The organism is Endozoicomonas sp. 2B-B (assembly GCF_053470045.1).
The window spans coordinates 2,684,223-2,701,614 of record NZ_JBLZMU010000001.1 but is presented as its reverse complement, the minus strand read 5'-3'; the positions used below and the strand labels follow the sequence as shown (position 1 = coordinate 2,701,614).

The 17,392-nt window shown below is 47.6% G+C and carries 5 protein-coding genes and 1 pseudogene (1 of these 6 running past the window's edge); 4 read left to right on the top strand and 2 right to left on the bottom strand.

Features of this window, described 5'->3' with window-relative positions:
- Positions 1 to 419: 419 nt before the first annotated feature.
- On the top strand, positions 420 to 959 hold the full coding sequence (locus ACOMHB_RS10845) for a DUF29 domain-containing protein (RefSeq protein WP_448216631.1): 540 nt from the start codon (positions 420 to 422) through the stop codon (positions 957 to 959).
- Between the two features lie 293 nt (positions 960 to 1,252).
- On the opposite strand, the gene ACOMHB_RS10840 is transcribed toward ACOMHB_RS10845, so the two are convergent.
- On the bottom strand, positions 1,253 to 2,947 hold the full coding sequence (locus ACOMHB_RS10840; protein ID WP_448216630.1) for an ankyrin repeat domain-containing protein: 1,695 nt from the start codon (positions 2,945 to 2,947) through the stop codon (positions 1,253 to 1,255).
- Positions 2,948 to 3,133: 186 nt separating this feature from the next.
- Positions 3,134 to 3,370 (bottom strand): annotated as a pseudogene (locus tag ACOMHB_RS10835) (ISNCY family transposase); the annotation flags it as partial.
- 288 nt (positions 3,371 to 3,658) lie between these two features.
- Between ACOMHB_RS10835 and ACOMHB_RS10830 the strand changes: the two are divergent.
- The 3 genes from ACOMHB_RS10830 to ACOMHB_RS10820 form a co-directional block, all read left to right on the top strand.
- Positions 3,659 to 5,512 (top strand): hypothetical protein, encoded by a 1,854-nt coding sequence (locus ACOMHB_RS10830; RefSeq protein WP_448216629.1) that lies wholly within the window; start codon positions 3,659 to 3,661, stop codon positions 5,510 to 5,512.
- Positions 5,513 to 5,821: 309 nt separating this feature from the next.
- Positions 5,822 to 6,682, top strand: coding sequence for a hypothetical protein (locus tag ACOMHB_RS10825; RefSeq protein WP_448216628.1), 861 nt, complete (start codon positions 5,822 to 5,824; stop codon positions 6,680 to 6,682).
- A gap of 123 nt (positions 6,683 to 6,805) precedes the next feature.
- Positions 6,806 to 17,392: the 5' end (the start) of a TcdA/TcdB catalytic glycosyltransferase domain-containing protein gene (locus tag ACOMHB_RS10820; RefSeq protein WP_448216627.1), read on the top strand. The gene runs 16,923 nt beyond the window's last position; 10,587 of the gene's 27,510 nt are visible here — the first part of the coding sequence; the start codon lies at positions 6,806 to 6,808; its stop codon lies off the right edge, out of view.

The following is a 17,392-nucleotide window of genomic DNA, read 5'->3' as shown; positions in this document are numbered from 1 at the left end:
ACGACGGAGGTTAATTAATAAAAATTAAAAACCACTGTCGCTTTTTAGCAGATTCTGGATGAATTAATTAGAACTATTGTCCTTTGAGAACTCTAAAGTCGAGCATGATATCAAGGTTTAGCAAGTAATACCTGCTGGAAGACAGGTATCCCCCGAGTAAATTTTGGCTAATGAGGAAGCCTGCCTGATGGGAGCGGTATGAATCGAGAGGTTCACGTACTGTTCTGAGAGGGGCTGGCGGGGAAGTTCCGCCGGTCTACTCACCAGGTGAAACCCCCGCCAACAACTTTGCACCCCCCTCACCAACTGCTATCCTCAAACCTCGAACAAAAGTGAAACTCAGACCTGCTGGCCGACTTATCCCCAGGGATGGGGGGTATCCACCAAGCGCCTGGAGCGCGACTGGGAGGGAGCGGTTGATGGCTGAAGAATGGTATCCGTTTAATGGAGTGAACATTATGAGTAATTTATACGAAACTGATTATCACCAGTGGTTATCCAATCAGGTAGCCTTGCTGCGAAATCACCACTTTGACCAGTTGGATTTAGAAAATCTGTTAGAGGATTTGGAGTTGGGCATAGAATCAAAAGTCGATAATCTTGAACGTTTTCTAACCAATCTTATTCTCCATTTACTCAAGTGTGATTATCAAACAACAGTATTAAGAGATTCGGTTGCCACGGAAAGGGTTATCAATGGGTGGCTGAACTCTATTGATAATGCAAGGCGTGAGATTAATAAGTTAATGCGGAGGAACGCTTGTTTAGAAAGACGGGTTGAGGGTGCTTTGAATGGTGCTTACCCAGATGCCAAAGAGGGTGCTATCGGGGAAATGAATCGCCATATCCCCACTAAATACCCAAAACTGGACAACAGCAGCTTCCCTGATACCTGCCCATGGTCTTATGAAAAGCTAATGGAAAAAGGCTGGTATCCCCTTAATGGAGTTGAACTCTAACCTTTCTGGCGCTGCTCCATTTTGACTCGCTCCCATGCTTTTAGGCCCTGCGGGTCCCAGCGTGGGAACGAGGTAAAAAAACCACTGTCGCTTAACCCAGGAAAGGGATAGTCCGATCCGCCAGACTCTTCATCCAAGTCCGGTTTTATATTCGGTTTCCTGACGCACAACCTTGAGCATGGCAACCGTCTCGCTTTTTACTGGACTTGAGACGGTTGCTTTTAGCAGATTCTGGATGAATTAAGTAGAACTATTGTCCTTTGAAAACTCTAAAGTTGAGGATGAAGTATACCTCAATTTTGCAGCTCAGTAACCACAGGGGGTTGCCGCTCAGAGTCACTTTTCGTTCCGTTGGTTTTCGAACTCTCAATTTTATTTCGAATCAATGAAGAAGCTTCTTCATTACCAATGGACGTTGCCAAGTCTAAAACCGACTCATTATTGTTATCCGTTAATTGTAAATCTGCACCTTTTTCTATTAAAAATTCTATAGCTTTTTGATTTCCATAACGTAAAGCAACATGTAGAGGTGTCTGTCCTTCATTATTCTGGATATTTAAAGCTGGCTTGTATAAACGAATGAATAATACAGAAGCTTGGTCAAGACCCATTTCTAAAGCAACATGCAAAGGCGTATTACCGGAAAAATCTTGCATATTTTTATCGAAAGACAGGTAGGGATCATGCTCATAAAGTGTTTGAAGAAGTTCTGCGTGGTCAATCCCCTGCAAAACAAACATCCGATGGATAATTGTATGAAATATTTTATTTTCTTTAGGTAAAGTATTATGCCATGTAATCGGGCCCAGAGCTCTTACCATTTTCAATAGCCCTCTTTCAAAGGCAATATCTAAAGGTGTTCGGCCATCTTGCGCACGAATATTGGGGTTGGCAATTTCATCTTTATGTTTATCTTCATTCAGTAGATAATCTACAATTACCTGATTTTCCAGTTGGACTGCAAGATGCAAAGGCGTGTATCCAAGGCCGTTCATTATATTAATACCTGCTCCTGCTGACAAAAGAATTTCAATCATTTCCATATCGTTATTCTGGATTGCATAGTGCAGCGAAGTATTACCTTGGTCGTCCTGTGCATTAATTTTTATCAAACCCACTCTTATTAGAAGCCTTACTACAGAATATGAATTAGCAAGAACCGCCTCATGTAAGACAGTTAGACCTGACTCAGTTTGAACGCAAAACTGGTCCATTGTATCAGGCATGCATGGTTGATAGAACTTAAACCCATGATGTAGACCTCTAATTAGCAAACCTTCCATAAGGGACTCACTATTGAAATTTGCGGCAATATGAAAAAGTGCTGACACTTCATCTTGAGAAATCGCAGATTTCCAGTCTAATAACACTTTTATTGCATCTTGTGTTCCATTAATAGCAGCAAGGTACAGTGGTGTAAATCCATAATTGTTGGATCGTTCCTGGCTAGCACCATTACTAAGAAGTAAAGTCACGACTTTAGTGTTCCTTGCCAATACTGCTAAGTGAAGAGGTGTATTGCCTTGAGAGTCTTCTTGATTGAGAATTCTCAATCGTTCAGAAATACGAGCTGGGCTTTCTATCAATAGTTTTACAGCTTCAGGATAATTGTTAATGATTGCTAAGTGCAGTGGTGAGTGTTGCTGATTGTTAAGTATCTCTATATCTGCCCCCGCATTCAAGAGTGCTTCTAAGGTACTTGCGTCCCCCTGTGTTGCAGCTACATGCAACAGCGTATTTCCAAAGGAATCCAATTGATTAATTAAATCCGGAGAAGCATCTAACAGGTTGCCAACTTCTTCAACGTTCCCTTGGCGAACCTCATTTTGCAAATGTGTAAATAATTGCTCTTGCTCAGCGCGATCGGCATCAGTATTAACTTCAGGGTTATCAATAACGGAAATATCAGGCATAACTACAGATGAATCAGGAGGCATGAATAACAAGCTTGTTTGCTGTCTTGCTGCAAAGTAGGATGGAGTTTTCATGTGAGAAGAACCAAGTAGCGAGCAAAACATGGAAATTGTAGCTGATCAAAAGTAGTACCAAGGTTTTTCAAAATAGTTGCTGGCAAAGCATTGGATCAAGAGCCAACGTCTGCGCAGACTTTACCGGGACAGCCTACGCGAGTGTGAAGTTAGACACGATTCGTCGTGCATCCATGGTGACGGCGTAGATAAGAAACCCCGGTCATAACTGACTTGTGGTACCTGGGGAAATCTCTGTTTGGCACCTTCTTCAATAGATACAGTAACTTGGTCGTTCATCTGTTTTCCCATGACCAGATGATGCAGGGTAAAGCCGAACTGATCCTGCAATACGCAGACTCTGAGGCCAGGCTCTACAGGGGTTCCAGCCTTACCTTTGCTGATCCATTCGGTATGACGTTCGAACAATGAAAAAATCTTCTCATTGATACAACCCCAGTGACCAATGCTCTGGGGATCATAGCCTCTCTGGCCATATTGTTGAATCTATAGCCTGAGTGATTCACCCCCTCGTTTAAAAGAGGCTGTTGCAGCGCCCTTGCCCTGTATATGAACGGCTCAGGAGTCATGGCTAATACCCTGAATAGCAGCACTAAAGAGAGGATTGACAAAAAGATCCGCCTGTTTTCTTGCAACACCATAATCATATTAATGGAAAACTATAAACACAGCGTCCAGGCTTCCTACCGACTTTTCCAAGGAGTCCTGAAAATGATCAAGTTGCAGCACAATTCGGCTCTGTTCATCGCTCCTGTATTTCTGTTACTGCCCCTGACCACTCAATCTACACCCGCTAAAGCGTCAACAGCCCACATAGAAATTAATGATGCAAAAGACCTGGGCAAGATTGGTCGAGAATATCCACTGAACGGTACCTATCAACAGACAGCAGATATTGTTGTCACTAAAGACTATCAATCCATTGGCAATGATACCCACCCATTCACCGGGGAGTACTATGGGCAGTGCCGTACCATCAGCGGCCTGTCTGACTGTTTTATTGACACTCTGAAAGGCAGCATCAGGAACCTTCACTTTACTGGTGCCAGTATAACTTCCCAGAACACGACCGGGTTAGCAGCCTGTGTTGTTGATGATACTGGCACAGTCAGTAATATCTGGGCGAAAGATGTTCATATTCTCACCAATGGTGATAAAAATTACGCTGGCATCGGGGGGGGGCAGGTAAAAGGAACGGTTGGCAACACCACGGCGGTGAACAGCACGGTCGAAACCTCGGGCAGGCTTGCACACGCCGGCATCGGGGGGGGGTACGTTACAGGTACGGTTGGCAACACCACGGCGGTGAACAGCTTTATCAATGGCAATATAACGAATTCTGGATCTATCTCCAATGATCAGCTTCTTTGCCAAAAAGCCGACCTACGTGTGTTAACAGCCAATTGCTCTTCGAGAACTGAATTTCTGGATGCGCTGGATTTTTCGAATAGTAATGCTTGCCCGGTAAATGCCGCTACAGTGTCAACAGACACTAAAGAGTCAACAGCCACTTCAGCGTCAAGAGCCGCTAAAGAGTCAACACCCACTAAAGCATCAACACCCATAGAAATTAATTATGCAGGAACCCTGGGCAAGATTGGCCTACATCCCGACTATCCAATAAACGGTACCTATCAACAGAATGCTACTGCAGCTCCTGCTAATGCTACTGCAGCTCCTACTACTGCAGCTCCTACTACTGCAACTTCCCCTCCAAGGAAATTATGCAGCTCTCTCAGAGGTCAAACGACGGGGGTTCAAAAACGGCTAATCGACGACAGTGATCTTGTCAGGGAACGACATTGCGTTGTTCTCAGTGCCGACCCTGCAGATGACTTAAGTGAGTTGATAAAACAGATTCCTGATAACACTGTTATCTTGCTTTCCTCCAAAACAACTTCTTCAACCGTTGCCCTCGTGACAGGTAAGCCCACTGTTGAATATCTTATCGCCAATGCAATCGTTTTGAAGAGCGGTCAGGACATCATCGGGGCTGCTGATGACGGTTTTGAAATTGTTATCAAGCTTCATGATAACTTTACAAGTAGATACATGATCGGAGTTGGCGTTCAGTACGATGACAAATTCAATTTTGGAGAAACAGCAGACAATCATATAAAACACATTACTTTCCAGCCAACCGGAGTTAATCCAGGTACTCAAACTCACGTTATTGTCCACACAAGCTGCTATTATGGGGCACTATCTATAGAGAACAACGTTTTTTATCTCCCTGTCTGGGCCGCAGTTAACATTCATTGTTCTGCGAATCTGGATGCATCCACCAATGATTTGCACACGGACCCAGGCTTACGTTTCGCTAATAACAAGGTCATTGGTGAAACCATCCACACAACAAAACTCAGTATGATTCCCGAGGAAGCAATATTCATTAATCTTCGCAACATCAATAACCTGTCAAACAAACTCGAAATAATTGGTAACGCATTCCAGGGCAAAATCTCGGAATTGGCTCAGATTGCAATTGGATCCGGAAGCAATATTAATATCTTCAGAAACACTGCTGTTATTGATAAAACAATACAGCCTCCCATCAGTTGGTGATAGTAAGCCTCACTGGCTTTGCCCTTGTTCATTACACAGCAGTCGTCACCGTGCAGCTTTCCGGAGAAAAAAGGTTTGCGTACCATCAACGGCCAGCAGATAGTGGTTTTTAAGGCGTCCAATGCGGAACTCGAACTTCTGCAAGTGCCCGGAACGCTGGAATCGTGAGAAGGGTATTTTATAAGGCTTTTGAAACCAGTGTGGAGAAACCGGGTCAAGAACCTCTCGCTCAGCGAACTTCGCGCACCGGCCATAACCTGTCCTGCCGGAACTAGAAATCAGACACAGGGAAAAAGTAGACAAGTTGGATTGTTTGTCAAATATAAGGGTGTCTTTTTATTTGCTCACTCCAGGCTGACGGTTGATAAACGACTGGATGGCACTTACCAGCTTGGCAATATCACAGCACCAGTGCATGGCGGGCCAGGTGATGACGTGTTTTTCTTCTCAGGTACTGCCAAGCCCGAGGCCGGGCTGTATGGAGATTCGGGAAATGATATTTTCCACCTTAAAAGCAGGGGTGCCAGTGTCCACCCCGGCTCTGGCAATAACCTTGTCAGTCTGGAGCTGGAGAATGCAGAAGAAAATGGCGCGGTAAAGCTCTTCTTCGCCCCTGCTTCGTTTAACCGTGTTCGAATGGCTGGTGTTAGCCTCGCAGATTTGCAGGCGGCAAGCTGGCATTCGCTGGCTCGGCGTAATGCCACTGACAGCGGTGACCAGGCTCGTTGCCCCGCCGGTTTATCCCGCCTGATGCCACCTCCGGTCACTGGCGGCAGTTTTATCCTGGCCGCCTGGATTCGCCGGGGCCTGCCGCTGGGCAGGCGAACACGGGCCGGGAGCAAACTGATTCATTTTGCCGCAGCTGACGGCTCTGATGCCATCAGCTTAAGCCTGAGATCCAGGGGGCAACGGCTGGTTAATTACCTGTGCAGCCTGGTCGGAGGTGAGGAAGGCGACGTTGGAACGGGTACAGCGGAAAGTGAGCAACCAGTGATGGCAAGCGTGAATGATACGGAACTTTACCAGCACTACCAGCGACTGGTTCAGGACCTCAGTGCCCTATCGGGCAATCGCAGTGGCGAGAGCACGTCGTTTGTACCATCGGCAAGCCAGGGAATGATACAAAACCTGACGACTCCGCTACCTTCGACTACGATGAGTCAGGGTTGAAAAACTCAGAAATCATTAACACAGTGATATTACTGATAAACGACATCTGTTGCATTACTCAAATTGGTCTTGCCCACTGTCGTACTTCGGTAGAATTCATTACAGCTCAGGAGAGCTTCCTGCATGCCCGCCAATCTAACTGATACAAATCCTCTCAATTCTACTCCCAAAAGGCAGTGGTTCAAGACCAGCGATGGCTGGTTTTACCCGGCCATTGTTAATACCGATATTTTTAGCATCAGACTGTCAACGGATCAGGCCAGCCCCGGATCAGCCTTTGCCACGCCAGCACACATCAGTACGGTCAGGACAGCCATTGACAGAGCCTTCTGGTTAATCGAGCAGTCCGGTTTTTTTCCCCACTATTTACATCGGAATATCAGTATTATCCTGTCTGACTCTGATTTGCCGGGTCAGAATATCTTTTATGACGACGATGGCGTTACATTGTTAATCGGGCAATCGCTCGGAGCTGACCAACTCGTTGCCAGGTTGCTGAAAAATATGGCAATGGTCGTTTATGAAGCCTGTGACCCCAATAACTTCTGGTCAGAATTTCAGGCTCGCCAGCATGGTTCCGCAGAAAATAGTGGTGGTTTAATCCCGTCTCCCATCAGCCAGACTGATGACGTGGTTTCCGCTATAGCCACTCAAACACAGCTCGACTTTATCTCTGAAACCCTGGCTGCCAAATGGTTGAATCAGAAAGTATCACCGGTTTCACTCTATTGGCTGGAGTCTTTGCTTCCTGATCTGTTCAATGCCCCAAAAAATCCTGAGAAGCCGCCAACTCCTCTAAGTGCCCAACTGCAAGCCAGACACTGGCATTCTAAAAACGATCTTGGTCAAACACTTGCCTGGCTCAAAAGCGAGGAGATCGTCCCAACAGCCAATGTTACCAGACCAGTGCCTGACAGTTATTATGCTTTCACACCCGTCGCGCCTCTTTTGCACATCGACGAGACAATAGCCTGCCCTGCTTTTGGCGATGGTTACCGCACCCGGGTTAACGGAACAGAAATAGACATCAGGGTATACCCCCAGGGCGACGCCGCTCCGCCACTGCGACTGGCCGACATCACCCTTGATGTGGAAAGCTACCATTCACTCGGTTACAAGGATCCGGCACAAACGCTCCAGCGGCTGGTTTTTGACCTCAAGAAATTGGCAGGACTGTTTCTATACGGTGGTTTTAACCGGCAATTGCTGACTTTTCTTCACGGACTGCAGATTGCCAGTGATCCGGGTGGCCCGGATAACAAGGTCCCTCTTATCAAGGCAGAGTCCGACCGATTGTTTATTGACAGTGACGCAACCTTCACAAACGACAGTCAGCCACTGATTCGTCTGGGGGCCGCTGATCTTTCCCGGCACTCTGACGAGGCTCTTGGACACGGACTGTCATCCCTGTTGGTACCTGCATGGCGAAAAACCCTGACCGACAATGCCGTGGCTGTGGCCGGTATTGAACAGCTCTGGGGAATCACTGACAACAGGCTGAAAGCACTGCAACCGCATTATGGGCTTGATGAACGCTACCAGGCCCGGCAATGGCCACAAGAGTCCGGCGATCTCTACCAGCGACTGGTGTCAGGCCAACGCCATGATCTCAGGAAACGAGGTGGCACAGCGGAAGACTTTGTTGATGCCGTCCGGGAACTTTATCAAGGTGACGGGCTGGCGCCAGCACTTGCCAGCGTTATGGGAGACTGGCAGGCGTCAGCGGAGAGTAACCGTACAGGCGGGGAAATGGCGGATTTGCTCAAGGCCATCGAAACCGTTTACGACGAACAACCGTTGCGCAGTGAACAATGGTTTTTCCGCAGGGCGCTTGATGACAGTCTGGACTGGCTGATCGCCCGAGATCCCAACAATACGGCTCTGGCAAATCTTCAGCGCCTGAAGAAAAATGACGAAGCACAACAGGATGAATACGACGGTCTGGCCGAGCCGGAGTCGCTCTTAAACAACGGCACCAGCAGCGTTCGGGGCAGATTCCTTACCCTCAAAGCTCTGGGTGAGAGAGTAGGAGTTTACCTGACGCCTGACTACCTGACCCGTTCCAGTAACCAGACCCTCGGCAGTGACCTGTGGCAACTGGTGGATGCCAGCGACCTGTTCAGACACCGGTTGAACAATACCGATGCGTTAAGGATGTTGGCGGGTAACCTAACGATCCCGATAAGACCTGACACCCTTGGTGATATACACGACCAAGGTTTAATGAAAGTCTCTCCCGATGAGCGTAACAGGACGATCCCCGGAGAGTATGTCAGTTTAATTATCCCCGGTCGCAATGGTGCATTACCCGGCAGTAAGTCCGGTCCGCTGACCTACCTGCCGATCAAGCATAGTACAAAAAATGATACCGTTAATGATCTCGTACAGGTTAACCAAACAACCAATAATGATACGTTCATACCGGTTAACCAGACAACCAATGACGGCACATTCACGGTCATCCATTTTGATCCGGACGAGGGAGACCTGCCCTATGGTTTCGGCTGGCTGTCAGGCCATCTTTCGTTCTTTTACCAACTGGGGGAGGCATTGCGGCTGGCCCTTGGGCTGGCACCAGAAGAAGATGCCAATGCGGCCAAAAACCGGATTCGTGCTGAGCTTGATTTGCCACGGCACTATCCCGGACAGGACAAACTGCCGTTACCGGTAGTGAACCCCCGTCAGGTAATGGTCAAAGACACCCTTCCCGTTGAGGTAAGGTTTAATCAAACGACAGAGACAGACAACAGAAAGTCCATGCGTCTGGCGGTAACCGGACACGGCTCTCTGGGGCGTCACGTGGAACTGACGGCAGAACCTGACGGGAACGGCAGCTATCGCCTGCAACTGGCGTCCATTGGCACAATGACACCGGTTAGCACAATGACTCCGATTGGTGGTCTGCAGCCGCCCTTCCATTGGCGCTATCCCACAATCACCGATCCGGCGGCAGCTCGCAGGGTTCGCCGTTCCGATACGGATCCTGCTGAAGGTTCAGCACCGAAATCAATCGGCCAACTGATTCCTGACGCCAAGACGTTCAATAAGGAATTTGGGCCGTTATTAGGGTATCACCGCGTTATGAACGCAGACCTTAACGCACGTTTTGAAGACCTGCTCTCGTCTTTTGTGATGCTTGATAGCCATCGCCATAAGAATGAGCCATTGACATTTGTTTCGGTATTAAAGGTCTCCGAAAAACTCGTCAACCTGATTGGAACTTACCCGCAGGTAACCGGTGTAAAATTTGCGCAACTGGCTTCAGACATCTGGAGCTGGTTAGAAACCAACCTGGATACAGTCCCTTCGCAGCTGCATTTTGTTAGCGTTAACCCAACTGATAGGGAGCTGAAGCGTATCCGGACATGGATTTTGGCCAATTCAGAATCCGCTTTAAGAATAAACCTCTGGTATGACCCCAAGGCAATGCTCGCCGGTGTACTTAGGGAAGCGCTCAAAGAATCAGTGACCAGTAAATTGACCGGCCAACCCAGTCCCGGTAATCCGTCCGATTTTGAATCGAATTTACTGAAAGACCTGATGAATTTACAAGATGAGGCCTGGCAAGCCATAAAACCAAAAATAGAACAGGGCCAGCAGTTTGATCAGGCGGTGAAGGATTTTCTGGTCAGCCGACTCAAGTACCAGACGGACGTTGACAAAAAAAAAGAACAACTGCAAAAACCCTTACGGGAATTTGCACAGGAGATACAGTCTGCTTATCCCAACGCGAAGTTCACCTTAAAAGATATTAATGATATCTGGAGCGATGGTTACGGGAAAGACGGTAAGGATGCCGAAAATTACTATTACAGAGAACTGGGGTTGCGTAATCATGAGCCTGCGGCTAATGCACTGGTAAAACTGAGGATTATTGCCAGTGTTGGTGGCGTTTATTCTGACACGTCGCTTACGCCTGCATTTAATGAGGATCTTTTCAAGGGGCTTGATGATTCAAACGTCAGCAATGCGGATTGGAGCAGGGTAAGGGCAGTACAGACCCAGCTGGTCGTCCAGCGGCTTGGCAAAGAATTCCTTCCTGATAACCAGGATCCCGCCATTACACAGAAGATTTCAGACGATATCGCCTGGTTAGGTGAAAAATACCCCAAGTTGAAGAGCGACATTGAGCGGCGTCTGGCGGCTGCTGATCCCTCGCAACTGTTTAAGCCTTTAGAGAAAATTCAATTCATACCCTATCAGACCTACCTGCCATCAAAAAAAAATCCGGGTTTATTTTTTGCGGCAAAACCAGAAAATCCAAGCATTCAGTTTGCTCTTAACACGCTCTTATTACAATACGAAGAGATTGATCGATTTCAGTTGTACCGCTTGAAAAATTGGCCAGATGCCCAACAAAAAGAATTGTACGTAACCAGTCACAAGGTTGATGGGAGATTACCTTATTATCGATTCGGAGGTGTACAAAGGTTTACGAAAGGCTATCAAGTCTTCAATGGTAATCAGGCTCTGAGGGAAAGCAAAGTTTTAATGAATTGGACGACAGGCTTCGAAGCTTTAATTGATGCTCTTAAACTTTCTGACGGAGCACGCTTTACCATTGCCAGCGAAGCGGTCGCTGGCCTGGTCCAAGAAGACGATATCAGACGCTATGTGTACACCGCTCCACAAAAGCATAGCCAATACAGTCAACAACTGGTTATCCAGATGGAGCCTGGCGATGCTAACCCAATTAGCAAGGCCAGTCGCTACCTGTTTGAAAAATATAAAAACCGCCAACAAACCAGAGAACAAACCAGAGAAAGTTACAACTCAATCCGTTGGCTGGTCATTGGCAGCGATCATTGGTCAGATGGTGAGACCGGTGCAAAGGTTAATAATGCCGACATTCGCAGATTTCTGGACGGTGATAGCCGGATTCATGTGGTAGGTCTGGGCAAATCCAGCGATGGGACATTTACCCTGAGCGGTCAAAGCGCGTCAGATCTGTCTAAAAAAATCAATGAATTGACCGGTGATACGCCGGTTAAAAGCATCAACCTGATTGGCTCAGGCATCGATAACGATGGGCATGTCAGCGATTATCTGAAAGAAACCCTGACAACCACAAAAACCTCGTCAGTAACTGCCCGGGACGGTCTTTTGAGAGTCGATATCTGGGGTCGCCTTTGGGTTGGCCTGCTTTCGGATACCGGTCTGGTAACCTGGTCACTGTCCGACAAATCTGACAAACTGAAAGCAGTGCGCAAGAGTGACGGGAGCGTCAAAGTTGAGCGTTTGCCTGAACAAGACCTGCTCGCTGAAAGCTCTGTGGGATTACGACAAATGTCGTATGTTTTGTCACAGAACAGCGGGTTACTGGGGCCCGTCAATCCCGATGATGCAATACCGACTCTGGCGATGTTCCAGCGCAGCCTGAAGCCCCGTCTGGGTATGCTTGGTTCGTATGATTTAGCGTCGCTGGAGAAAAAAATTGAACAATTTGACCAATCTCTTCGCACGGATGGAACCGCCCTTGAAAAATACGGCCTTGTTTATCAGATGCAGGAAAACCTGCCCAAAACGTTTGTGGGTGAAGGAGCAGTCCCCTACCTGAGCGCCACAATAAAGCAGTACCTGCTGGATACTTTGGTTGAGGTACCTAAAGAGTTTCACACTGTCTGGATTGGTCCGCTCAAAAAAGGTGTTGGAGACTATCTAAAGATCTGGGTTTCACAGTTTCCCTCCTGGTCCATGACGCTCTGGTATGATCCGAACGCGTTTTTAGCCCACGTACTTGCCCGGGAAATGCATAAAACGGTTGCCGCTGAGAAAATACCCGCATCATTCCTGAAAAAAGAAAATGTCAGGGATGAATTTGTGGAACGCTTGAATGAGCTGCAAGATCTGGCCTATAGCACTATAAAAAAAGGCATCGCAGAGGGTAAATCCTTCGACGACATGGCAAAGACGTTTTTAGTCAACCATTTGAGTATGGATCGAAGTGAATTAGAGAAAATAGAAAGTGAAAGCCTGAAGCAAATCAAGGCGCTGGAGGACGAGATAACCAAGCTTAAGGGCAGCTCTGAACCCGCTAAATTCAGGCTGGCAGACATCAATCAACTCTGGCAGACAGACGATCAAGCCAGCCTGAAAGAGTGGTACCAGAAAGAAGTTGCACTCAGGTGGATTTTAGCCGCTGCATCAGATTTGGTAAGAGTGGAAGTACTTGCCAAAAATAAGCAAGCCACAGATAAGCAAGGAGGGGGGGTCTATTTGGATGTTGATATTCTACCTGCTTTTAACAAGGAATTGTTTAAGCACATTAGTTTTCCGGAAAAATTTTTCTTTGACGGCGGTTGGGTCGGTCCGGCTTACCCCATTAACCATGCAATTCTTAATTATCTTTCCCAGGAAGGGCCGGAGCAGCTGCTTTTTGACAGGACACCTGATCCTGAACGCGATAAATACTATGACAGAGTAAGGGAAGAATACCCTGATTTTGTTAAAGCAATCGAAGAAGCCATAGCTAATCACGGCGAAAAACCTCTTTTTGTCTTCCCGGATTCCCTCAGGGTTATTCCTGGTTCAGTGGAAATAAGATTAAAGTATGAAGACAACATATTCGCCAATAATAACTTGATTATCGCGCCACCTGACAGTGAGGTTCTCAATGAAGTTAAGCAAAATATCCTAAGACGTTATCAATTGATTGAACGTTTACATATCGATAAACCATTGGATATTTCCGATGCAGATAAAAACAAACTTGTAAAATCAATCAGTAGGGAATTAAATATTCCAAGAAAAACTGCCAGCACCTATTTTTATTATCGCAGAGATGGAATACTGCGTGATTCCAGATCGGCGATGTATATATCCGGGTCCCGTGTGTTTACAGAGATCACCCGGAGTTATATGTCTACTTTTTTTTCAAGAAAAGACATTAATGATCTTGACGAACAATCCTCTTTCATGCGAATCAATCCTTTATCAAAGATTGATTTAACCAGTGTCGATACTGATGAAAGTCCCAGTAGCTGGGTACCCGATGCTGATAAAACCCAGCGTTATGCCCTGATCGCTGAGCAAGACAGCCATTACAAAAACCAGGTCATTCTGCAACTGGATGACAGCGACAATGAAACCAAAGCCAGCTTATATCTGGCAAACAAATACGAGCCCGATTTCAGCCGCCATATAATTCTGGATTCTGATGGTACCCTGTTCGACCCGGATACAGGCTTCAACACTGAGCTTGAAGAATTGCAAGCTGACTTTATTAAAGACGACACCCGCATTATTGTAGTTGGCCACGGCAGTCAGGTTCCGGGAGATCCGGGGGAAAGAGACGGCTCCGACAAGTTTCTCCTGGGCGGGAAAACAGTTGAGCAACTGGCCGAAGTAATCAAGCGCATAAGCGGTGAGCGGTTTGTCAAAACGGTCAGCCTGGTGGGTTGTGGCGCGGATGCCGGTGGGGAGCATTTCCCCGTGGAAGGTTTTGCCAGGACTCTGTTTGCTGCAATCCGGACAAAACGAATCACTGTCCGTAACGCCCTGGTGGCGGTGGATGAGTTGGGGCGCAAATGGACCGGCATGCTGCCCGCCGACGGCGATGTGCTCTGGTCACAGTCAGACCCTCACGTCAAGCTGGTACTTGAGAAAGACGCCCAGGGGCAGTTAATAACCCGCAAGCTCCCGGTTGCAGAAGGGGTGGTGAAAAAACTCCGGAATTTGCCCGTTTTGCCCACCGGCAGGGATTATGTTCGTCTGGGTAAAGAGAGTGACCCTGATTTCCAACAAGCCAAACGTTTACTGCTTGAAGCGATTATCGAAAACAATGGCAGGCAGAAACTCTCCGATCTGATTGAGGATTACAACCGTCGACTCTATCAAAACACCGGTGATAACCTTTCTCCTTACCAGTTGATGCCTTTGCCGACTGCCGATGTCGAACTCCCTGTTGCCCGGGCCGGGGCTTCAAAAGAGCTTCAGCCACAAGAAAAACGTCAGATGAGCGCCTTTGTCCGCGCAGACTCAATCGGTGACCCGTTTTCCGGGGTGGGTCTGGTGGCCTATGGCGATCCCTTTGCCCGGGAGAATTTTTTCCGGACCCAGCAGGCGGGGTATCAACTGGCCCGGAAAGTCGCAAACCCGCCATCCAAAGAGATGACAGCATTGTTTACTCGCCTGTTGCTTGGGTCTTTGCAGGACATTGTCGCACCTGGTGGCAATGACATAGACCCGTTCCGGATCTCCAGCCCTGACCTGATAGCTTCAGTATTCGAAAAAGATGACCTGCTTGCCCTCTCGGTCCGACGGTCACAAACTAACTTTTCCGACTTGAGCGATTGGTATATCAAGTCTCTGAAAGATTTGCTGGGTCACTATCTGACGGACCAAGCAGACAAAAAAGTACTGAGACTGAACGCCAGAAAAAGGAGCGAACAGAGAAAGTCGCTGCAAGCAAGCCTTTCCCTTGGGATTAACAAAAGGCTGAAGCACGATCCTGATGGCGATTTCAGTTTTACTGATCCTGTGTCTCTGGCCAGTGGCGAGGCGTTTGATAGCGACAAACACAACAAGTACCTGCCTGTTGTCACCGACCTTTCGGGTGAAACTTATGTTCTGGTGGACGTGCCAGAGAGCAAGAGCCTGGCTTTTCCGGATAATCTGCGCAATACCCTGTCTATGCTTCAGTCCTCTGGTCCGCTTGGGTCGCGTGATGCCCGGACACTGATCAATACCATTGAGTCAGCCTTTACCCAACACTCAGACTCCCTGGCAGGACAGCAGCTTGATGAAAAAATAGACCAACTGCCGTTGGCTGATGTAGTCACACTGGCCAATGAAGTCATTAACATGGACACGGAGCCTGATGCTCTGCGAAGCCTGATACGAAGACTGTTGCTTCGTCTGGTGACCAACGCAGAAAAAGCCCTGGACACTGATCAGAAACCCGATCACCAGGAGAGGTTACTGATCGCAGAATTACTCGCCCTGGCCCCCGACGAAAGGGTCTTCATCGTTGAGCTCCCACCTTCAGGAAGCCGTCATCGCAAGGTTTTTCTCGACGATTTGATACCTGTCGACAAGCATCAGCGTTTTACCGCGCAAACCACTCTGGGGGCTCGTTCACCCCTTTTTTTCTCGACCATCCAGCACAGAGCCTATCGCTCTCAGCTGCGTGAGCTGTACAAACTGGATGGAACCCTAGATAGGCTGAAGCCTTTGCTTCGTTATTTCAGCAAACCTAATGAATTCGTCGATGCCCTTTTGGCCTGGCGCAAATGGGAGATAGAGACTGGTTTTGTCGCAAGAAGGGTGCCCATTAGTGTTCGCCCGGAACAAGACCGGTTGCTCGCGGACAGTCGGGTAATTGTCCTGGATTGGGAAATAGCCGGGCCTTTCCTCCAGATTGGATTGAAGGATGTAGAGCATTATTCGTCTGATGCCAACCTGGCCCGGGTGATGACCCAATCCTACGGAATGGCTCTATTCCTGCAACTGCGGTTAATTGGGGCAAACCCATACATTCTCAACAGTGCTTCGGAGATATGGCAAACACAATTCTATAGTGATCCTCTTGGTGAGTTCGGCTTTGACAACAGTATGACAATGCGGCGGTTACCGGATCCCGGCGACCCGCTTTATCGTGAACTGGTCCTTGATAGCAATGACCATGGGCTTAAGTTTGCCGAGGGTACTGTAGATGATTTCCGGCAGGCACTGGAGGTATTGTTTGAGGAAGGAAATCTCTCCCGTTCGGTCAGAAACGTTATTCGTCACCTTGCAAGAGCCCCGGTGGGCTCTGTTTGTACTTTTTCAGAAGGTCTGGTTAAAGTACACGCAGAGTTCTGGAAACAGATGCGGGATTCACAACTGAGGTCTGCACTGCAGTTGCAGGACCCGGATTACCAGATGTTAAAACAACGAATAGCCAGATCTGGTTTATCCGCCAGAAACAAGAAAAGGTTATTTGCAGATCTGGCTAATATTGAAAACCCTTCAGGCAAAACGTTTTCTCATGACACGGACGTCTATAGCAGTGAAATAAAGGAGAACAGCCCCGGAATTATTAGTGAAGTGACACCGGATTCCTATGGCGATAAGGGTTCGGTTTCGAAGATCGCGATCTTGTTCTCTGCCCGGTTTATCAAACATGTTCTTGAAAACAATGCTCTTGAAAACAATGTTCTTGAAAACAATGATCCAGAAAACAATACTCCTTCCAAACAACTGTTTTCATTACGCAATGAGATTATCAAAACCCTTCGATTGCTCAGAACCACCTCTGAATTCAAGGCTTTTTCCGACACCCTGGCAGAGGATCAGAGCCAGGTCTTTGGTGATCTCCGGGCTCTGGTGAATCAGGGCGTTATTGATGGTTCTTTCGGGACAGGCTTCGACCAGGCCAAAATACCCGACTCTGTCCGGCTCTTACTGGTCATTACTCCTCCCGATCCATCCACTACAAAAACGCCACAGCCGGTTCTGGTTGATAATACCGGTTGTATCCTGAAAGTGGATCCGAGCCAGTATTTCACCGAAGATAAAATGCTGGTTGGACACTATCAAAGTTTCTCAAGATCAAGCCTGATAGCAGGTTATATTGTTGCATCAAATCGGCTGAAAGGTGTCAGCAGCGATTTTGAAACTATTCGAAAAAGAATTCTGCCTGAACTTGGCATTAAGGGATTACAAAAAAAGAGCAAAACTCCAGAGACCCGTCGGGACGATTATAGAGGACAGATCGGTCTTGAAATAGAG

Bases quoted from the DNA above. Each gene is read 5' to 3' on its own strand.
- ACOMHB_RS10845 (WP_448216631.1), top strand. From the start codon at position 420: ATGGCTGAAGAATGGTATCCGTTTAATGGAGTGAACATTATGAGTAAT.
- ACOMHB_RS10840 (WP_448216630.1), bottom strand. From the start codon at position 2,947: ATGAAAACTCCATCCTACTTTGCAGCAAGACAGCAAACAAGCTTGTTA.
- ACOMHB_RS10830 (WP_448216629.1), top strand. From the start codon at position 3,659: ATGATCAAGTTGCAGCACAATTCGGCTCTGTTCATCGCTCCTGTATTT.